19 protein-coding genes and 1 pseudogene are annotated in these 20,355 nt (G+C 62.4%); 12 read left to right on the top strand and 8 right to left on the bottom strand.

The annotated features are described in order from the left end of the window. Positions 1-3 precede the first annotated feature (3 nt). Entirely contained in the window at positions 4-507 is a 504-nt protein-coding gene (locus BLT08_RS12500) for an LUD domain-containing protein (protein ID WP_090307470.1), read from the bottom strand. A gap of 339 nt (positions 508-846) precedes the next feature. Here BLT08_RS12500 and BLT08_RS12490 point away from each other — a divergent pair, with 339 nt between their 5' ends. Next, positions 847-1,350 carry a hypothetical protein gene (locus BLT08_RS12490; protein WP_090307461.1) on the top strand — a complete coding sequence of 168 codons (504 nt, stop codon included), beginning with the start codon at positions 847-849 and terminating at the stop codon, positions 1,348-1,350. 51 nt (positions 1,351-1,401) lie between these two features. Here BLT08_RS12490 and BLT08_RS12485 read toward each other — a convergent pair whose 3' ends face one another. Further along, complete coding sequence (locus BLT08_RS12485) at positions 1,402-2,307, bottom strand: NmrA/HSCARG family protein (protein WP_090307456.1); 906 nt, start codon at positions 2,305-2,307, stop codon at positions 1,402-1,404. 327 nt (positions 2,308-2,634) lie between these two features. On the opposite strand from BLT08_RS12485, the gene BLT08_RS12480 reads away from it, so the two are divergent. Further along, the gene (locus BLT08_RS12480; protein WP_090307453.1) at positions 2,635-2,853 is read left to right on the top strand and encodes a Z-ring associated ZapG family protein; all 219 of its coding nucleotides are present in this window, start codon (positions 2,635-2,637) and stop codon (positions 2,851-2,853) included. A gap of 160 nt (positions 2,854-3,013) precedes the next feature. On the opposite strand, the pseudogene BLT08_RS23390 reads toward BLT08_RS12480, so the two are convergent. Continuing rightward, positions 3,014-3,231 (bottom strand): annotated as a pseudogene (locus tag BLT08_RS23390) (MFS transporter); the annotation flags it as partial. A 105-nt stretch (positions 3,232-3,336) separates the two neighbouring features. Further along, a complete protein-coding gene (locus tag BLT08_RS12470; protein WP_090307450.1) occupies positions 3,337-3,888 on the bottom strand; it encodes a GMP synthase subunit A in 552 nt (183 codons plus the stop codon). A gap of 242 nt (positions 3,889-4,130) precedes the next feature. Here BLT08_RS12470 and BLT08_RS23020 point away from each other — a divergent pair, with 242 nt between their 5' ends. Further along, the gene (locus BLT08_RS23020; protein ID WP_175529301.1) at positions 4,131-4,304 is read left to right on the top strand and encodes a DUF7556 family protein; all 174 of its coding nucleotides are present in this window, start codon (positions 4,131-4,133) and stop codon (positions 4,302-4,304) included. 114 nt (positions 4,305-4,418) lie between these two features. After that, the gene (locus tag BLT08_RS23015) at positions 4,419-4,556 is read left to right on the top strand and encodes a hypothetical protein (RefSeq protein WP_175529300.1); all 138 of its coding nucleotides are present in this window, start codon (positions 4,419-4,421) and stop codon (positions 4,554-4,556) included. A gap of 203 nt (positions 4,557-4,759) precedes the next feature. On the opposite strand, the gene pan1 is transcribed toward BLT08_RS23015, so the two are convergent. Then, the gene (gene pan1, locus BLT08_RS12465; protein ID WP_090307446.1) at positions 4,760-5,977 is read right to left on the bottom strand and encodes a proteasome-activating nucleotidase Pan1; all 1,218 of its coding nucleotides are present in this window, start codon (positions 5,975-5,977) and stop codon (positions 4,760-4,762) included. Positions 5,978-6,101: 124 nt separating this feature from the next. Between pan1 and BLT08_RS12460 the strand changes: the two genes are divergently transcribed. The 3 genes from BLT08_RS12460 to rad50 all read left to right on the top strand — a co-directional run bounded on the left by BLT08_RS12460 (position 6,102) and on the right by rad50 (position 11,186). Further along, positions 6,102-6,371 carry a MarR family transcriptional regulator gene (locus BLT08_RS12460; RefSeq protein ID WP_090307445.1) on the top strand — a complete coding sequence of 90 codons (270 nt, stop codon included), beginning with the start codon at positions 6,102-6,104 and terminating at the stop codon, positions 6,369-6,371. A gap of 619 nt (positions 6,372-6,990) precedes the next feature. Further along, entirely contained in the window at positions 6,991-8,496 is a 1,506-nt protein-coding gene (mre11, locus tag BLT08_RS12455; RefSeq protein ID WP_090307442.1) for a DNA double-strand break repair protein Mre11, read from the top strand. Continuing rightward, a complete protein-coding gene (gene rad50, locus BLT08_RS12450; RefSeq protein WP_090307438.1) occupies positions 8,493-11,186 on the top strand; it encodes a DNA double-strand break repair ATPase Rad50 in 2,694 nt (897 codons plus the stop codon). Before mre11 ends, rad50 begins: the two co-directional genes overlap by 4 nt. Positions 11,187-11,268: 82 nt before the next feature. Here rad50 and BLT08_RS12445 read toward each other — a convergent pair whose 3' ends face one another. The 3 genes from BLT08_RS12445 to BLT08_RS12435 form a co-directional block, all read right to left on the bottom strand. Next, entirely contained in the window at positions 11,269-11,739 is a 471-nt protein-coding gene (locus BLT08_RS12445; protein ID WP_090307434.1) for a DUF7346 family protein, read from the bottom strand. A gap of 107 nt (positions 11,740-11,846) precedes the next feature. Then, positions 11,847-12,389 (bottom strand): DUF7322 domain-containing protein, encoded by a 543-nt coding sequence (locus BLT08_RS12440; RefSeq protein ID WP_090307429.1) that lies wholly within the window; start codon positions 12,387-12,389, stop codon positions 11,847-11,849. A gap of 91 nt (positions 12,390-12,480) precedes the next feature. Next, entirely contained in the window at positions 12,481-12,663 is a 183-nt protein-coding gene (locus BLT08_RS12435; RefSeq protein WP_090307426.1) for a DUF7331 family protein, read from the bottom strand. A gap of 141 nt (positions 12,664-12,804) precedes the next feature. Between BLT08_RS12435 and BLT08_RS12430 the strand changes: the two genes are divergently transcribed. The 5 genes from BLT08_RS12430 (at position 12,805) to sufD (ending at position 20,234) form a co-directional block, all read left to right on the top strand. Beyond that, positions 12,805-15,534, top strand: a complete 2,730-nt coding sequence (locus tag BLT08_RS12430) for a DNA-directed DNA polymerase (RefSeq protein ID WP_090307423.1) — start codon at positions 12,805-12,807, stop codon at positions 15,532-15,534. 137 nt (positions 15,535-15,671) lie between these two features. Further along, positions 15,672-16,484, top strand: coding sequence for an HNH endonuclease (locus BLT08_RS23745; protein WP_394328197.1), 813 nt, complete (start codon positions 15,672-15,674; stop codon positions 16,482-16,484). Between the two features lie 128 nt (positions 16,485-16,612). Then, positions 16,613-17,521: an ABC transporter ATP-binding protein gene (locus BLT08_RS12420; RefSeq protein WP_090307416.1), complete on the top strand. Its 909-nt coding sequence runs from the start codon at positions 16,613-16,615 to the stop codon at positions 17,519-17,521. Positions 17,522-17,581: 60 nt separating this feature from the next. Beyond that, positions 17,582-19,012: a Fe-S cluster assembly protein SufB gene (gene sufB, locus BLT08_RS12415; protein WP_090307413.1), complete on the top strand. Its 1,431-nt coding sequence runs from the start codon at positions 17,582-17,584 to the stop codon at positions 19,010-19,012. 1 nt (position 19,013) lies between these two features. After that, complete coding sequence (gene sufD / locus BLT08_RS12410; RefSeq protein WP_090307409.1) at positions 19,014-20,234, top strand: Fe-S cluster assembly protein SufD; 1,221 nt, start codon at positions 19,014-19,016, stop codon at positions 20,232-20,234. The last annotated feature ends 121 nt before the right edge of the window (positions 20,235-20,355 follow it).

Below are 20,355 nucleotides of genomic sequence, written 5' to 3'. Positions count from 1 at the left end.
CGCTCACCGATCCTCCAGGACGATCACGCGGACCTCGCCGGGACCGTGGACGCCGTGGACGAGGTCGCCCATGTCCGCCGTCGCGCTTCGGCCGGTCGCGAAGACGACGCTGTTGCGTTCAGCGAACTGTGCCTCGAGCCGATCGAACCCCGCCTCGATATCCGGGAGGACGTCGCTCGCGGCGACGACGGCGACGTGTCGGTCCGGGTAGACGCTGATCGGTTCGTCGCCCGCAGGCCGCGACTCGATGGCGAGGCTCCCGTACTCGGCGATGGCGAACGTCGCGGGAGTGACACCAGTCCGTGCACTCGCGACGTCGCCGTTGGTCGGCTCCGTCATCACCGAATCCGGCTGCGAGACGCCCTCGAACGGGAGCGGCGTTCCGACCGCGGGTGCCTCGATCGCCGATGCGATCCGCTCGCTCGCGTCGGCGGCTGGGACGCGCTCGAGGCCGACCTCGAGGTCCTCGAGTTCGCGTTCGAACCGGCCGACTGTGTCGGTTGTCATCGTCTATCGCATTTGGGGCGACGATCAATAGCGTGACGGTCGGTTCCGGCGGGTGAAATCGTTGGCATGGTGTGCGTTACTGGAACCGAGGCGGCCAGAAAGAACCCCCTGGTCAACGAGTACCGTATTACCTCGTCCCGATCGAGAATCAAGGCTACTCCTTCCTTGTCATCTCAGCCGTTCTCGCGGAGATTGGACTCGAGATCTGTGAACTCGAATCGGAGGTGGTCCTCGAGAGCGTCGATATCAATGCTGCCGCCGGCCCCGCCGAACCACTTCTCTACGTCAGTTGTGACCTGTTCGGAAAAGCTATTTATTTCGCTACATGGTGGAAGTGATATGAAACGAAGCGCATTCCTCGCTTCCGTGGGTGCTGCCGGTTCGATTGCCCTCGCCGGGTGCCTTGGGAGCCTCCCGCTCTCCGAGGAAGACGCTCCGAGCGAGTGTCCCGATCTGGATCTAGAGACGCCGCTGGCGTACGATGTGTTCGACTTCGAAGGGGGAATTCTGGAGACGGACCAAGAGGAGGTGGTGAAAATCTTCACGAGTCGTCGAGACGTAGCCCAGTTCATTGACGAAACGGATATCTCGGAGGCACTGGAGACAGTAGACTTCGAAACGCAGTACGGTGTGATTGCGGAGCGCTCACTGCACGGGAATTGGGGTTCTCATCACGTGATCGGCGTCGATCAGCAAACCGAGCGGACGATCGAACTGCACGTCTGCACACCTGAACGGCCAGAGTCTCCGCCAAACGATGTGGTAACGACGATGTCCATCGGCCTCCTCGTCGAACTCGAGGGAGAAGTGCCGACAGACGGGCAGCTACAGCACCACTACTGAACGGTTATCGGCGGAACGTGCCGCCCGGCTGTTGTCCCTCTTCGGAAATGACTACTGCATGGCTTTGACCCAGCCGGGGACCGACGCCATTCCCTCCTTGTCCTCCCAGCCGTTCTCGCGGAGGTAGGACTCGAGATCCGTAAACTCGAAACCGAACTGGTCCTCGAGTGCTTCGAGGTCGGCGCTGTAGCCGACCTCGTTGAACCACTCGCACATGACGGTGAACTCCTCGCCGAAGCTCTCGTAGGCGTCCTCGATGGGGACGTGGACCGGTTCGACGTCCTGACCGGTGACCTCGCTCAGCACGTCGGCCGTCTCGGCGAGCGTCAACTCGTCGCCCGCGAGTTCGACGTGCTCGCCGACGAACTCGTCGGGGTTCTCGAACGCGACTGCCGCAGCGTGACCCACGTCGTCCACGTCGATCATCTGGAGGGAGACGCCCTCCTCGAGCGGCAACGCGATCTGACCCTCCTCGACGACGTCTTCGGCGAAGGCCTCGAAGTTCTGGAAGAAGAACACGGGCTGGAGGACGGTCAGCGGGAGGTCGAGTTCCTGTGCGTACTGATCGATATCCTCGGCCGAGTCGAAGTGGGGCACGCCGGTGTCCTTCTCGTGGCTGCCGACGCCGCTGAAGACGAACTGGTCGACTCCTTCCTCGCTCGCGACCTCCGCTACGTTCTTGCCCTGCTGGACCTGCTGGTCGTAGCCCTCCGTCCAGAAGTTGGTGACGGCGAAGACCGCGTCGACCTCGGCGACGTGGGGCGCGAGGGAGTCTTTGTCGTTCAGGTCTCCTTCGACCATCGAGACGCCCTGCTCGGACAGTTCTTGTGCGCGGTCGCCCGACGCGTCGCGCGTGAGTCCGTAGACGTCGAACTCGGTGTCGGATGCGAGCAGGTGTTCGACGACGCTCCCGCCCTGATTGCCGGTCGCGCCGGTGACGAGGACGCTGGTGGTCATCTCAGTTCACCTCTCCGGTGAGATCGGTGGCGGTTGTCGTCGGTACAGTCGCGTTCGAAACGCCGTTCGAGACTGGTTTCATCACGTTACCTGATTCGCTCGCGAACTACATATACGCTTGGCGACACGAGCGATACCAGCTTACACCGATGTTACCGATACCTGGTCCAGGAGATCCGTCTCGAGAACGAGAGGGCGAGATTCGTTTCCGAGCCGGGATCTCGGACGACGATCCTCGGTAATCGCTGATCCGTAACAGTGAGACAAAGGCATTATGTGCCTCCGTTCGAACGGTAAATTGAACTGGATAGGTTTGGAGATGGAGATATGAACTTCGCGTACGGCGGCATCCTCGGTTCGATACTCGGTCTAGCGATCGGATCGGTGTTCGGACCCGGCGGCGCGTTTTTCGGACTGATTCTCGGACTGATTGCTGGAGCCTCCTTCGGAGGCCGGATAGCGAATCGGTCTCGACGGATCGCGGAACTCGAGCAGCGCGTCGACGAATTAGAAGAGACCGTCGAACGGAGTCGCGAGGAGCAATAGTTCTCCGTCTCCGTCAGTCGTGATGGTGATAGCGATGACGAACGTTGTCCTGAGTGACGCCAGTCCTCGTCGGTCTCGTGTCGACACGGATCGAGTTCGTGGTGTACGAACCGTCGAACAGCGGCTCACCGGACAGACGAATTCGACCTTCACGCTAACCTCAGGCGTAGGCGTCGAACTCCTGGCCGAACAGGGCGAAGTAGCCCACGCCGACCATCCTGATCGCCGAGGCGACCACGAGGGAGAGTTCGGGGCTGGCGAACTGCCAGAGGAGGCCGCCGAGCGCGCCGCTCGGGATAACGATCGGGTTCCACAGGAAGTAGTACGAGCCCGTGAGCGGCCGTCGGCGTCCTGCTCCGCGGGCCCGACGACGAGAGCTGAGAAACCCGTGAATCAGAAACTCCTAGGTGTGTTGGACGGACGCGACTGCGTAGGAGGCGTTCCGGCCGATTCGGCAGCTGCCGTCGCTCGACTCGAGCTCCCCTACCGTTCGCAGATCTCGAGGAAGTTCTCGAAGATCTCGTCGCCCTCCTCGGTGTGGGCGACCTCGGGGTGCCACTGGACGCCGTAGAGGTCGCGGTCGGTGTCGCTCATGGCTTCGACGCCGCAGACGTCGCTTTTCGCGGTGAGTTCGAACCCCTCCGGGAGTTCCTTGACCTCGTCGGCGTGGCTCGCCCAGACGCGGGTTTCAGGGTGGAGCGAACCGGTCAGCGGATCCTCCTCGTCGACGATATCGACGGTGACGTCGGCGTAGCCGCCGTACTCGCCGCTGCCGACGCGGCCGCCGAGTTCCTCGGCGATCAGCTGCATGCCGAGACAGATGCCGAGGACGGGGACGTCGCCCTCGAGGTAGTCGGCGGAGCGGCCGATTCGGTCCATATCGGGACCGCCGGAGAGGACGACGCCGTCGGCGTCGACCTCCTCGGGGGGTGTTTCGTTGTCGATCAGGTCCGTGTCGACGCCGAGGTCGCGAAGCGCCCGGCGCTCGAGGTGGGTGAACTGTCCGTGATTGTCCACCACGACGATCGTCGTCATTGACTGCTCCTAGCCAGTCACCCGGTAAAAACGGTCCGGAACACGTTTTCGAGTCGACGCGACTCGAGCGAGAGTCGGTCCAGTCGTCGCGAGAGAGTGTGCGACAGCGTAGGTTCCTTACCTCAAATTAATCCCGCTAATAGACTCATTTGTCCGGTGTTTATCCGCTATTTCTAAAATCTTTAACCGCCGATCAGGACCATGCCGAAACATTCATGCATAACCAAGATCAATCAACAACTATGACACTCGAGGCCGAAGCAGTCGGGAGTCAGCTGGAAGACGACGGCGACGTCGTCGCTGCAGTCGACGAGATCGATGGGCAGTCACACCTCGTCATCGCTGACATCGCGCGGGACGAGACGTGGCTCTCGATGGTCGAGCGAGACGCCGCTTCGCTCGAGGCGTGGCGGTAGCCGTCGCCGTGCCGGCCATGGCGGTACCTGTCGTCAGTGGCGCCGTCGCGTTGGCGTCGCCGGTCGATCCCAATTTTCGGTACGTTTATACTCGTCTCACCGGACGGTAGCAGTATGGCAGTCGATCTCAACGAGTTCGAGCATCCGGCGTGGCTCACCGCGGTCGGAACCGGTATCGGTTATCTACTGATCCTCGCGGTGTTGACCGTCGCCCTGTTCATCGTCCCGTGGCTGCTCTTCGCGGCCCTGTAGCGGGCCAGAGTCGCCACTGACGTCGATCGGCTTCGAACGCGCTCGTCTCGTGCCTCTCGTTGCACGGTCCGACAGCGTCGACAGACCGAGTTGGTACTCCCGGTATTTTTCGTCGTAGTCTTGAGCGTCGAGCGCTGATGCTGGGCTGCTGCTGAGCCGACGCTGGTGCGATCTGCTGTGCGAAACAGGAGGAAACTGCGGATTCAGGCGAAAGTCTTCGAGACTTCGTCGTTGGTCTCGGAGTCCGCCTGCACCTTGTCCCAGGCGTTGCGGAAGTCCTCCATCCGAATCTCCGTGCGGTCGTCGCGGATGGCGAACATCCCGGCTTCCGTACAGATCGCCTTGACGTCGGCGCCGGAGGCCTCCTCGGCTTCGAGGGCTAACTCGGCGAAGTCGACATCGTCGGCGACGTTCATGCCGCGGGTGTGGATCTGGAAGATGATCTCGCGTCCCTCCTCGTTCGGCTTCGGCACCTCGATGAGGCGGTCGAATCGGCCGGGCCGGAGGATGGCGCGGTCGAGCATGTCGAACCGGTTCGTGGCGGCGATAATGCGGATTTCGCCGCGGTCCTCGAAGCCGTCCATCTCCGAGAGGAGCTGCATCATCGTCCGCTGGACCTCGGCGTCGCCGGAGGTCTTGGATTCGGTTCGCTTGGCCGCGATGGCGTCGATCTCGTCGATGAAGATGACGGCGGGTTCGTGCTCGCGGGCGACCTTGAACAGGTCGCGGACGAGTTTGGCACCTTCGCCGATGAACTTGTGGACCAGTTCCGAACCGGCCATCTTGATGAAGGTGGCGTCGGTCTGGTTGGCGACCGCTTTCGCGAGCATCGTCTTGCCCGTGCCCGGCGGCCCGTAGAGTAGAACGCCGCTCGGCGGGTCGATCCCGACGTCTTTGAACGCGTCGGGCTTCTCGAGCGGCATCTCGACGGTTTCGCGAACCTCCTGCATCTGTTCTTCGAGTCCGCCGATATCCTCGTAGCTGACTTCGGGGCTCTCGGTGACTTCCATCACGCGAGCGCGCACGTCAGTTTCGTTGGAGAGCGTCTTGACGATAGAAAGGGAGTTGTTGACCGCGACGCGGGCGTCGGGGTCGATGTCGTCGCGCATCTCGTCGGTGACCTCGGTGAGGGCCTCCTGGTTGTTCCCGTGCTGTTTGATGATGACGCCTTCGTCCGTGATCTCCTGGACGGTGGCGACGAACAGCGGGGACTGCTTGAGCTTCTTGTTCTCGTGGGTCAGCCGCTCGAGTTTCTGCTGGTACTTGTTGTTCTCGGCGTTGGCGTCGAGGAGCTTGTCCCGCATCTCCTCGTTTTGCGCCTCGAGGATCTCGAGTCGGTCCTCGAGTGCCTGGATCTTCTCCTGTTGGGACGCCTCGTCCTCGTCGTATGGGAGGTCGACGTCGTCCACGGTGTCGCTCATCACCCGTCCTTTGGGTGTTGGTTCATAAGAGACTTCGGGTCGGTGCACCCCCGCCAGACGTATTACTAGAGGGCATTTTTCGAAACAGAAAATATTATCACGCTGTATCGGCTACGGTGTACTGATGAGTGCTTCAGAGTCGCTGCGACACGAGACCGAAACGCGGGGAACGTGGGACGACGTCAAAGAACTTCCACCGAGCGCCAAACTCGTCGCGAAGGTGCTCGAGTACAACGAAACGATGACCCAACAGCAGATCGCCGACGAGACGCTGCTCCCCTCGCGGACGGTTCGGTACGCGCTGAACCGCCTCGACGACGAGCACGTGATCGACTCGCGCTTTTCCTTTTCGGACGCGCGCAAGCGACTGTACAGTCTCGATATCGAAGCCTGACTAGACGGTCGAGCGATCGACGCGTCGACGGTTCGTTTTCCTCCTCGGATTCTTCTCTTTTGGTTCGATCAGGCGGTACGGCCTCCCGACGTTCTATTCCGGACTCCGGACTAGCTTGGGTTCCGGGTGCCGGTCTTGGGTGTGCGGTGGCGCGCGCTGAGTCGCGGCGAGTGAGTAACGAGACGCGACTCGGTACCGTGCGAGGTCGTCGCGAGCGGTAGCGAGTGACGGCTTGGAAGACGCGAAGCGTCTTCCATTGGATGAACGAGCGACTTTCGGGAGCGAGTGAATCGGCTGGGGAGGACGTGGAATCCCTAGCCGCCAGGGTGGGCAACTCGTAGGCAAGCGTTCTGCAAACGTGGACACGAGGATTTCCACGTCCTCCCCAGCCGATTCGTTCAGTCGCTACGCTCCCTCACTCATCCCTCGCACGGTGTATCGACCGCCCTCACTATCGTTCGGTCGGACGACAGCGCGCGCCACTGCGCGAAGTACTGTCAATCGGCTGTTTCGGGGGGCATTTCTCCCTGTCACGATACACCCGCTGCTACACACACTTCGTTTCACTTTCACTACGGTCGCGGAACCCCTTTAGGGCGGGCCTGCCAACGAGGCGACAATGACGCGGGTTATCCACACGGGCGACACCCACATCGGCTACCAGCAGTACAACGCGCCCGAGCGACGACAGGACTTTCTCGAGGCCTTTCGCTCCGTCGTCGACGACGCGGTCGCGGACGACGTCGACGCCGTGATCCACGCCGGCGACCTCTTTCACGACCGGCGGCCGGGACTAATCGATCTGCAGGGTACCGTCGAAATCCTCCGCACGCTCGCCGACGCCGACATCCCCTTTCTCGCCGTCGTCGGCAACCACGAGTCCAAACGGGACGCGCAGTGGCTCGACCTCTTTGCCGATCTCGGCCTCGCGACGCGACTCGGAGCCGAACCCGAACTGATCGACGACGTGGCCGTCTACGGCCTGGATTTCGTTCCGCGCTCGAGACGCGACGACCTCGAGTACGACTTCGCTCCGACGCCCGACGAGGCCGAGCACGCGACCCTCGTGAGCCACGGGCTGTTCGAGCCGTTCGCCCACGCCGACTGGGACACGGAACGACTGCTCTCCGAGTCGACCGTCGACTTCGACGCCGTCCTCCTCGGAGACAACCACAAACCGGACACAGCAGAGGTGCTCGACACCTGGGTCACCTACTGCGGCTCGACGGAACGCGCGAGCGCCAGCGAGCGCGAGAACCGGGGGTACAACCTCGTCGATTTCGAGGACAATACCGTAGGAATCAGTCGTCGCGGCCTCACCGACACCCGCGAGTTCGTCTTCGTCGACGTCGACCTCGAGCCCGGCGAGGGCGTCGACCGGATTCAGGAACGGGTTCGGGAGTACGACCTCGAGGACGCGGTGGTCGTCGTCACGGTCGAGGGCGAGGGCAAACCGATCACGCCGGCGACGGTCGAGGGAGCCGCCATCGACCGCGGCGCGCTCGTCGCTCGCGTGAACGACCGCCGAGATCTGCCCGACGAGGACGAGGAGGTCTCGGTGAGTTTCGCCGATCCGGACGCAGCCGTCCGCGAACGCGTCCGCGAACTCGGCCTGAGCGATGCGGCCCGGAACATCGACGAGACCGTCCGAGACGACGACCTCGTAGACGCGAACGTTCGCGAAACCGTCGAACGACGCGTTCGGGACTTACTCGAGGACGACACCTCGGCGTTCGACCCCGCACCCGAACGCAGTCCCGACGACGCGGACGTGACGACGGTCGCGGACCAACTCGAGGGCGGTGCCGAGGCCGAAGAATCGGCCGCGACGGAGATCGATACCGTCGACGAGAGTGATGGCCTCGAGGAGAGCGCGGTCGAAGCGGTGATCGACGCGGCGACCGCCGACACCGACGGCGGCGAGCCGACTTCGGATGCGACCGAGGCGAATCCCGACGAGCACGAACCGCCATCGAACGCCTCGGAGACAAATACTGACGAATCGTCTGTGGAAAACCCGGAGACAGACACTGACGAACCGTCCACCGAGAACCCGGAGTCGGACGCCGACTCCGAGGCCGATAGTCCAGCCGATGCCGACGCCTCGCTGGGTGATTTCGCGTGAAAGTCGACCGCGTCCGCCTGCTGAACTTCAAGTGTTACGGGGAGGCCGACCTCGGTCTCGAGCACGGCGTCACCGTCGTCCACGGCGTCAACGGCAGCGGGAAGTCGACGCTGCTCGAGGCCGTGTTCTTCGCGCTCTACGGGTCGAAGGCGCTGGACGACCGAACCTTAGACGACGTGATCACGACCGGCGAGGAGGAAGCGGAGGTCGAACTCCACTTCACCCACGACGGCCGCGAGTACCACATCGAGCGCCACCTCAAGCTCCGAGGCGATCGGGCGACGACGACGAAGTGTGTCCTCGAGACGCCCAGCGAGACGATCGAGGGCGCCCGCGACGTTCGCCGGGAGATCACCGAACTCCTGCGCATGGACGCCGAGGCGTTCGTCAACTGCGCGTACGTCCGCCAGGGCGAGGTCAACAAACTGATCCACGCCTCGCCGAGCGACCGTCAGGACATGATCGACGACCTCCTCCAGCTGGGGGCGCTCGAGGACTACCGCGAACGGGCCAGCGACGCCCGCCTCGGGGTCAAGTCGGTGCTCGACGGCCAGCGGGAGGTCCTCGAGAACGTCCGCCAGCAGGTCGAACAAAAGGAGGAGAAGGGACTCCACGAGCGCCTCAACAACCTCGAGTCCAACCAGGCCGACGTGACAGAGGATATCGACCGCTTCGAAGACCAGCGCGAGCAGGCACGAAAAACGCTGGAGACCGCCGAGGACGTCCTCGAGCGCCACGAGGAGACGCGCGAGGAGATCGAGACGCTCGAGGCCGATATCGACGACCTCCGATCGAAGATCGAGGAGACCGAACGCGAGCGCGAGGACGCGAAAGACGAGATCCGCGACCTCGAGGAGCGACGCGAGGAACTCGCTGCCGAGCGCGAAGGACTGCTGGCAGAGGTCGACCTCGACGCCGGATCCGACGGCGGCGATCGAGCGGACGCGGTCGACGAACGAATCGCAGATCTCGAGGCTCGCGACGAGGAACTGCGGGACGACCTCGAGGACGTTCGCGTCTCGATCACGGAGACCACCGGCGAAATCGAACGCCTTCGCGATGAAGCCGACGACCTCGAGTCACAAGCCGAGGCCGCACGCGAGGAGGCCGACGAACTCGAAGCGACGCTCGAGAGTGACGAGAGCGCAATCGAGGACCGCGAATCGGACCTCGAGGATCTCGAGGAGCAGATCGAGACCGCACGGGATCGCTTCACTGACGCACCGATCGAGTTCGGCGAGGCAGCCGACCGGATCGACTCCCTCGAGACCGACCGTCAGGAGCTGACGAACGAAATCGGCGACGTCACGGCCGACATCCGAACCGTCGAGAACGCGATCGAGGAGGGCGAACGGCTGCTCGAGGAAGGGAAGTGTCCGGAGTGCGGTCAACCCGTCGAAGACTCGCCGCACGTCGACGTGCTCGACGAGAAACGCGAGGAACTCGCCGACCGCGAGGGGCGACTCGAGGATCTCGAGGCCGAGCGCGACGACCTCGACGAGCGGATCGAGCGCGCCGAGGAGCTTCGGGAGGCCGAACGGCAAGTCGACCGACTCGAGGAGAACCGCGACAATATCGAGACGCTGGTCGCCGAAAAGCGCGAGACGCTCGCGGATCGACGCGAGCAGCGCGACCGACTGCGCGAGGACGCCGAGGAGTACGAGACCGACGCGGAGGAGAACCGCGCGAAAGCCGACGAACTCGAGGGCGAGGTCGACGACACTCGATCCGAACTCGGTGCGATCAACACCGAACGCGGCGAGATCAAGGAGACGCTCGAGTCGCTGCGCCGCGTCGCCGATATCGACGCCGAGCGCGCAGAGCTCGCGACCGACGTCGAGAACCGCCGGGAGCGTCGGCAGGACTGGCAGACGATGAACGACGAGCGCCGCGAGACGCTCTCGAGCAAACGCGAGCGCAAGCGCGACCTCGAGTCCGAGTTCGACGAGGACCGGGTCGCGACCGCCCGCGAGGACAAGCAGAACGCGGAAAACTACATCGAGAAGGTCGACACGAAACTCGAGAAACTCGAGGAAAAGCGGACGAACCTCCAGAACGCGATCGGCGCCGTCGAGCGCGAACTCGAGGAACTCGAGGAACGACGCGAGGAACTGGCGGGACTCGAAGAGCGCTGCGAGCGCCTCGAGTCGCTGTACGACGAGGCCGAGACGCTGCAGGCGACCTACGCCGACCTGCGGTCGGAACTGCGCCAGCGCAACGTCGAGACCCTCGAGCGGTTGCTCAACGAGACGTTCGATCTGGTCTACCAGAACGACTCCTACGCGGCGATCGATCTGGACGGCGAGTACCGGCTGACCGTCTACCAGAAAGACGGCGAAGCGCTCGAGCCCGAACAGCTCTCGGGCGGCGAACGCGCGCTGTTCAACCTCAGCCTCCGCTGTGCGATCTATCGCCTGCTCGCCGAGGGCGTCGAGGGAGCGGCGCCGATGCCGCCGCTGATTCTGGACGAGCCGACCGTCTTCCTCGACTCGGGTCACGTCACGCAGCTCGTCTCGCTGGTGGAATCCATGCGCGATCTGGGCGTCGAACAGATCGTGGTCGTCAGCCACGACGAGGAACTCGTCGGCGCGGCGGACTCGCTGGTCAGCGTCGAAAAGGACGCGACGTCGAACCGCTCGCGACTCGAGCGCGGTGAGCCGCCGGAGATCGAACTGCTCGCCTCCGACTGAGAGTGAGCCGCTCGAGGGTTGGCCTTCTCTAAGCGAGGAGTGGGTGGCAGGCGCGTCAAGACTGACTTTCGTTCAGTTCACTCTACGAGACGTCGGACGTCTCCGCTGTAGCGGACGGTTCCTCGCCCGCGTCGACGCGGATCACCTCGAGTGCGCGACCGCACGTCTCCGTAACCCGATAGCCGCGCTCGCCGCCGACCTCGGCCTCCTCGATGAGCCCGGCCGCCGTCAACACTGTGAGTCGCCCGTGGAGATCGCTCTCGCAGAAGTCGTAGGCGTTGAGAAGGGTGCGGACGCCGAGCGGGCCGCGCTCCTCGAGTTCGACGAGCAGTCCGAGCGTCGCCTCGTCGTGGACGTTCGTCAGGAGCGTCTTCACCGGATCGCTCACGCAACCCGTGGCCGTCTCGAGTGCGGATTCGCTCTCGAGATCCTCGAGACGGTCGTTCTGGACGTAACACTCGTTGCCGTTCTGCGGGTCGCGGACGAGGCTCGCGTGTTCGGACCGTTTGAGAAGCAGATATCGTTTGCCGGTGTCGTCTTGGACGGTTTTCATGATCGGTCGTGATCGGCCGATGATTGTTGTTGGGTGACTCCTCCTGAAGTAGTTTCGCCTGCGATCAACTATTTCCGATCGGCGTTGTCCTTCGTCGTCCCGTTCGTCTAATCGTCGTCCACCGCTTTGCCCGTCTGATCATCGTCGGAAGCTCCCGTAGTGTCCGTTTCTCTACCGCTCGCCGTCGCCTCGTCGGTCCTGTCGTCCCTCGACGATCCCTCAGCCGAGTCGCCCGCTGGATCGGTCGTGCTCGAGTCGGACTCGATGTCGCGCCGAACGGTTCGATATCGCTGAATACCGAACCCGGTGAGGACGAGTCCGGCGGCGAACAGGTAACCGGCGTACGTGGTCGCCCCTTCGAAGACCAGAAACAGCGCTGCGAGCGCGTACGCCAGTACGGCGGCGTTGATGACGAGCACCAGCGCCCAGAAGTTCTTGAGCGTCTCTCCGTCGACGTCGGTTTCCGCCGCCGAAAACTCGGGCTCCGGGATCGCATCCTCCTCGAACTCCGATTTCAGATCGGAGCGCAGATCCGACCCCGCGTTCTCGGTCGGGACCTGTGGAATCGTCAGGGAGTCGCTCTCCGGGTCCCTGAACTCCTCCTCGGGGTCGTACTCGTCGGGTTCGTGTTCGCTCCGGTCGAGTCCCACAGTCGAATCGTCGGCGAGTAACCCAAAAAACGTTCGCGTTCGGGGTGGGGCGGTTCGCGTTCGGCGGCGTTCAGTACAGTCGATAGATCGATCAGGCGAGTTCCGTGAGCGTGAGCGTCTGGGAGGTCTCTACCCACGCGAGCGGGTTCTCGGCATCGTAGAACACGACACCGTCCTCCGTCTCGTAGGACTCGACTGTCGCGGTGCCCTCGGGTTCACTACGCGGCTCGCTTCGATCCGTCGTATCGTCGTTCACTTCGGTGGACACTTCCATCACCTGATGCTATGGTATGTGTTACCACATTATATGTCTTGTTGCCCCTGCAAAACTCGGAGGGAACCCGCCGGGTCGTGCGAGCGGGACGACCAGCCGAAGTATGGGGGTTTTTATTCGATCGCTTCCAACCCCGATACCATGACTGAGGCGGGCCAAACTGGACTCGAGGCATTTTCCGACGAGTCCGCCGAGCGACCGGCGGAGGAAGCGAAAGCCATCGCCGGCAACGGCGGCTCGGACGGTACCGACGTGATCGACGTCGTCGAGGAGGCGGTTCCCGAGGCCGACGGCGAACTCGAACTCGCCGTGATGCAGGTGGACTACACCATCGCCGGCTACGGCGACGAGGAGCGACCGATCGTGCACGTCTTCGGCCGAACGGCCGACGGCGAACTCGAGCACGTGCAGGTCGTCGGCTTCCGGCCGTACTTTTACGCGCCGACGGACAGCCTCGAGCGGCCGCCCGAAGAACAGTACGACCGGCTGACCGGCAGCCGCGAGGTCGGCGAGAACGGCGAGCCCTACGAGAGTATCCGCGGCGAGAAACTGACGAAAATCTTCGGCCAGACGCCCCGCGACGTCGGACAGGTCCGCGACGAGTTTCAGCACTTCGAGGCCGACATCCTCTTTCCGAATCGGCTCCTGATCGACAAGGACATCCGCAGCGGCGTTCGGGTGCCGGAACGGCGCGCCGACGACGACTCGCTGATCGTCCCCCACGACGAACTCGAGGCGGTCGACGTCGACGCCGACCCGCGCGTCAACACCTTCGACATCGAGGTCAACGACCGGGCGGGCTTTCCCGAAGACGGCGAGGAACCGATCGTCTGTCTCACCAGCCACGACTCCTACCGCGACGAGTACATCATGTGGCTCTACGAGGCCCCGGTCGGCGACGGGGAGATCCCCACCGAGATCGAGGCGTACGAACCGATCGAGGGCGAGATCGACCACGAAGTACGGGCATTCGAGGAGGAGGAGGCGATGCTCGAGGCGTTCGTCGACTACATCCGAGACACGGATCCCGACGTCCTCACGGGCTGGAACTTCGAGGACTTCGACGCGCCGTACTTCTTGGACCGTCTCGAGGAACTCGCGGGCTCCCACCACGACTACGACCTCTCGATCGATCGACTCTCGCGGGTCGACGAGGTCTGGCGCAGCAACTGGGGTGGCCCGGACATCAAAGGCCGGGTCGTCTTCGACCTGCTCTACGGCTACCAGCGGATGGTCTTCTCCGAACTCGATTCCTACCGCCTGGATGCGGTCGGCGAGTCCGAGTTAGGGGTCGGAAAGGAGCGCTATACCGGCGATATCGGCGACCTCTGGGAGGTCGACCCGACGAAACTGCTCGAGTACAACCTCCGTGACGTCGAACTCTGCGTCGAACTCGACCGCCAGCAGGAGATCATCACCTTCTGGGACGAGGTGCGCTCGTTCGTCGGCTGTAAGTTAGAGGACGCGCCGACGCCGGGCGACGCGGTGGACATGTACGTCCTCCACGAAGCGTACGGTCGGTTCTCGCTGCCCTCGAAGGGCCAACAGGAGGCCGGCGAGGAGTACGAGGGCGGGGCCGTCTTCGATCCGATCACGGGCGTCAAGGAGAACGTCACCGTGCTCGACCTGAAGTCGCTGTACCCGATGTGTATGACGACGGTCAACGCGTCGCCGGAGACGAAGGTCGACCCCGAGACGTACGACGGGGAGACCTACGTCGCGCCCACGAAGCCCGAGCCGATCCACTTTCGGAAGGAGCCCGACGGCGTCATGCGCGAGATGATCACCGAACTGCTCGCAGAGCGCGAGGAGAAGAAGTCCCTGCGCAACGAGTACGAGCCGGGAAGCCTCGAGTACGAGCAGTACGATCGCCAGCAGGGCGCGGTGAAGGTCATCATGAACTCGCTCTACGGCGTCTCGGGCTGGGAGCAGTTCCGGCTCTACGACAAGGAGGCGGCGTCCGCGATTACGGCCACCGGGCGCGAAGTGATCGAGTTCACGGAGACCGCCGCCACGGAACTCGACTACACCGTCGCGTACGGTGACACGGACTCCGTCATGCTCGAGCTCGGTCCCGGCGTCCCGAAGGAAGACGCCCTCGAGCAATCGTTCGAAATTGAAGAGTACATCAACGACCGCTACGACGACTTCGCGCGCGAGGATCTGAACGCGGAGGAACACCGCTTCCAGATCGAGTTCGAGAAACTCTACCGCCGGTTCTTCCAGGCGGGCAAGAAGAAACGCTACGCCGGACACATCACCTGGAAGGAAGGCAAGGACGTCGACACCATCGACATCGTCGGCTTCGAGTACCAGCGCTCGGACATCGCCCCGATTACGAAGGAAGTTCAGCACAAGGTCATCGAGATGATCGTCAGGGACGGCGACATCGAGGGCACGAAGGACTACGTCAACGGCATCATCGAAGACGTACAGACGGGGAATATCTCACTCGAGCAGATCGCCATCCCCGGTGGTATCGGCAAGCGTCTGGACAACTACGACACCGACACGGCCCAGGTCAGAGGCGCGAAGTACGCCAACCTCCTGTTGGGAACCAACTTCCAGCGCGGCAGCAAACCCAAGCGGCTCTACCTCGACCGAGTCGACCCCGCGTTCTTCCGACGCATGGAGAGCGAGGAAGGGTTCAACCCCCAGACGGACCCCCTCTACGGCGCGTTCAAGCGCGACCCCGACGTGATCTGCTTCGAGTACGACGACCAGATCCCCGACGAGTTCGAGGTCGACTACGACAAGATGCTCGAGAAAACGTTGCAGGGCCCGATCGAACGGATTCTCGAAGCCCTCGGCGTCTCGTGGGCTGAAGTTAAAAGCGGACAGGAACAGCAAGGCCTCGATCAATACTGGTAGTCCCGTACGAGGGGAGTCAATTCCAATTCAGAAGATCGATTTTGACTCAGTGAATGCCGTAAAAGAGATGAGGTGACATCGATCTAACTATTATGTCACACCAGTAAGTGGCCATATGGAACAATCAATCGGTGCAGATGACGGTGGAACTAATGCCTAAGAAGATCACTATCTCGGCTAAAAAACTCCACTACTGGTACCATGAGGAGGAGATGACACTATCGGAAATCGCGGACAAGGTTGATTGTTCGATGACGACCGTCTATAATCGGATGGAAGAGCATGGAATCGACCGCCGAACGGCGAACCAAGATGTGGAAGCACACGAAGTCCATTGCGAGTACTGTGGAACTCAAAAAGAGATACCACCGTGTGAGTACGACCAGTCTGAACGCTTCTTCTGTGATAACCAATGTCAAGGTAAGCTTTTAAAAGAGACGGGACATCTCAACGGAGAAAGTAGCCCGTGGTGGAAGGGAAAGGAGTCAGTCGAGTGCTCGAATTGTGGGGACTCGAAAAAAGTGTATCCAAGTCGTCTACGAACGAAATCGAACCATTTCTGTGATCTCAGTTGTTACGCCGAGTGGCAATCCCAACATCGGCGTGGTGAGAAACACCATCAGTGGGATCCTGACTCCCAGACTCAGTTTTACACTGGCAAGTGGAAGAACGTTCGTCGACGTGTGAGAGAGCGGGACGGAAACACGTGTAAATTATGTGAAGCCGACTCGAACGATATCGGTCGAAATCTAGATGTACATCACATTCGTCCAATCCGTGCGTTCTCCGATCCAGCAGATGCACATACGATGGATAATCTGGTCCAACTCTGTCGTCTTTGCCATACGCTCATGGAACATTTGCCGGAAGGTCAGCAGAGAGCCCTTTTGGAGGGTCACGGTCCGATAATCGGAGGCGATATCGGTAGGCAAGTTCTCGAAATGAGTTGATTCGACTTTCCACTGGTACGCATCTCTGTTCCTAATGTGGGAACTTATTTTGGCGATGCGAAACCGTATCCAATTGGATACGAAACCGTTATCAGTCAGACGACCCACCCTTCAGACGACAGAGTACTATGGCACGTCTCGAACTACGCAACCTGCACGCGGAAGTGGCTGAGGGCGACGAGAAGATTCTCGAGGGCGTCGACCTCGAGGTCAAGTCGGGCGAGATTCACGCCCTGATGGGGCCGAACGGCTCCGGGAAGTCGACGACCGCGAAGGTCATCGCCGGCCACCCGGAGTACGAGGTCACCGAAGGCGAGGTCCTCCTCCATCTCGAGGAGGGCGAGTTCGGCGACGAAATCGAGATCGACGAGGACCAGCGAACCTGGAACCTGCTCGACCTCGAGCCAAACGAGCGGGCCGCACTCGGCGTCTTCCTCGGCTTCCAGTATCCGGCCGAGATCGACGGCGTCACGATGACGAACTTCCTGCGCACGGCGCTCAACGCCAAGATCGAAGAGCGAGAAGAGCTCTTCGAGGACGACGACGCCGAGGAAGAAGAAGAGGAGGAGGCAGGATTCGAGACCTCGCCGATGGAGGGCAACGTCGACGAAGGTGACGTCGGCGTCGCCGAGTTCCAGCAGATCCTCCAGGAGAAGATGGAAGCACTGGACATGGACGAGAAGTTCGCCCAGCGCTACCTCAACGCCGGCTTCTCCGGCGGGGAGAAGAAGCAGAACGAGGTTTTGCAGGCAGCCATCCTCGAGCCGTCGATCGCCGTCCTCGACGAGATCGACTCCGGGCTCGACATCGACCGGCTGCAGGACGTTTCGAACGGCATCAACGCGCTACGCGACGAGGAGGGCACCGGTGTCCTTCAGATCACCCACTACCAGCGCATCCTCGACTACGTCGAGCCCGATCACGTCCACGTGATGATCGACGGTCGAATCGCCAAAAGCGGCGGTCCGGAGCTCGCCGAGCAGCTCGAGGACAAGGGGTACGACTGGGTCCGCGACGAGGTCTACGGCACGGCGTAACCGAATTCGGCTAGAACAACGGTAATAACGCTACAGCCGTAACCATATACACAACACATCATGAGTTCCGATCAAGACCACCTAAAAGAGACAGACACTGAAGCCCGGTTCGAGTTCAAAAAAGAGGAGAGCTCCGCAGTCAGATCCGGCAAAGGCCTGACCGAAGAGGTCATCCGCATGATCTCCGACGACAAGGACGAGCCGGACTGGATGCTCGAGCGACGCCTGCGCGCGCTCAAGCAGTACCAAAACATGCCGATGCCGACCGACTGGCCCGGCATGCCGGATCTCTCCGAACTCGATATCGAAGAGATCGTTCCGTACATCCGCCCGGACGTCGACAAGCGCGAGGGCGTCGACGACTGGACGGAGCTGCCCGAGGAGATCAAGGACACGTTCGACAAGCTGGGCATCCCGGAAGCCGAGAAGAACGCCCTCTCGGGCGTCGGCGCCCAGTACGAGTCCGAGGTCGTCTACCAGAACATGCAGGAGCAGTGGGAGGAGAAGGGCGTCATCTTCTGCAACATGGACAAGGCCGTCAAGGAGCATCCCGAGCTCGTCAAAGAGCACTTCATGACGACCTGCGTTCCGCCGAGCGACAACAAGTTCGCGGCGCTCCACGGCGCCGTCTGGTCCGGCGGCTCGTTCGTCTACGTCCCCGAGGGCGTGACGGTCGAGATGCCGGTTCAGGCTTACTTCCGGATGAACTCGGAAGGGATGGGGCAGTTCGAGCACACGCTCATCATCGCCGAGGAAGGCTCCGAGGTCCACTACATCGAAGGCTGTTCCGCGCCGAAGTACGGCACCCACAACCTCCACTCCGGCGGCGTCGAGGTCTTCGTCGGCGAGGACGCTCACGTCCAGTACTCGACCGTCCAGAACTGGTCGAAGAACACGTTCAACCTGAACACCAAGCGCGCCATCTGTGAGGAAAACGGCACGATGGAGTGGGTCTCGGGCAGCATGGGTTCGAAAGCAACCATGCTCTACCCGTGTACGATCCTCAAGGGTCGCGGCTCGACGGACACCCACATCACCATCGCCTTCGCGGGCGAGGGCCAGGACATCGACACCGGCGCGAAGGTCTACCACAACGCGCCCGACACGAGCTCGACCATCGAGTCGAAATCGATCTCCAAGGACGGCGGCCGCACCAACTACCGCGGCCTCGTCCACATCGCCGACGGCGCGGAGAACTCCTCCACCGCCGTCGAGTGTGACGCGCTGATGTTCGACAACGAGTCCACCTCGGACACCATGCCGTACATGGAGATCGAGGAGTCGAAGGTCGACGTCGCTCACGAAGCGACCGTCGGCAAGATCGGTGACGAGGACATCTTCTACCTCCAGTCCCGCGGACTGGACGACGACGACGCCAAGAAGATGATCGTCGCCGGCTTCATCGAGCCGATCACGGAGGAACTGCCGATCGAGTACGCGGTCGAACTCAACCGTCTCATCGAACTCGAGATGGAGGGAAGCCTCGGATAATATGAGCGCAGGAACGCAGGTACACGCCAATCTGACCGACGAACAGGTACGCCAGATCAGCGAGGATCTCGACGAGCCCGACTGGCTGCTCGAGACCCGTCTCGAGGCCCTCGAGGCCCTCGAGGAACTCGACATGCCGGACGTCATCCGGACGCCGGGTCGGGACTGGACGAACCTCCACGAACTCGACTTCGAGTCGCTCGTCGATCCGCTGAACGCGGCGGAGAACAAGGACCAGGTCGGCCCCGACGAGGTCGACGTACTCTCGTGGGCCGACGCGGTCCAGGAACACGAGGAGCTCCTGAAGGAACACTTCGGCTCCGTCGTCGACCCACAGGAGAACTACCTGACCGCGCTCTCGACGGCGCTGTTCAGCACCGGGACGGTCGTCTACGTCCCGGAAGGTGTCGACGCCGAGGACGTCACCATCCGGACCGAGCAAAACTCCCGCTCGCTGTTCAACTACACGCTCGTCGCCACCGAGGAATCGTCCTCGGTCACGATCCTCGAGCGGCAGTCCACGGGCGAGGAACAGGACGAGCAGTACTACAGCGGCATCGTCGAGATTGCCGCCGGCGAGAACAGCTACGTCCAGTACGGCAGCCTCCAGAACCTCTCGGAGGAGGCCTACAACTTCACGCTCAAGCGCGGCGTCACGGACACCTACTCGACGATCGACTGGATCGAGGGCAACATCGGGACGCAACTCACCAAGACGGAGGTCTCGACGCTGCTCGAGGGCGATAGCTCCGAGACGCAGATCGTCGGCGCCTTCTACGGCCACAACGACCAGCACTTCGACCTCGACGTCAAAGTCTGGCACCGCGCCGAGCACACGACGGCCGACCTCGTCACCCGCGGCGTCACCGACGACGTCGCCCGCTCGGTGTACGAGGGCGTCCAAGACGTCGGCCGCGACGCCTGGGACACCAGCTCCTACCAGCGCGAGAACACGCTGATGCTCAGTGACGAGAGCGAGGCCGACGCCTCGCCGAAGCTGATCATCAACAACCACGACACCGAGGCCAGCCACTCGGCGACGGTCGGCCAGATCGACGCGGAGGATCTGTTCTACATGACCTCCCGCGGTGTCGACCCGCGTGCCGCACGCAACATGCTCGTGGAAGGGTTCTTCGTGCCCGTCCTCGAGGAAGTCGACGTCGACGAACTGCGCGACGATCTGGTGGAGCTGATCGGCGCGCGATTGCGTCAGCGCGACTAACGGGACTCGTCTTTCGGCTTCGATTTTCGCCGTTCTTTCTCCGGCCGAGAGCCGTCGCTCGAGTCGGTACTGCTCCCCGGTCGAGACAACCGCGAGCCCGTCACCACGTCTGACGATCCTT

The sequence above is a fragment of the Natronorubrum texcoconense genome (assembly GCF_900100335.1).
In the GTDB taxonomy this organism is placed as follows: Archaea; Halobacteriota; Halobacteria; order Halobacteriales; family Natrialbaceae; genus Natronorubrum; species Natronorubrum texcoconense.
Note: the sequence above shows the minus strand (reverse complement) of the source record. Positions and strands in the feature narration are given on the sequence as shown.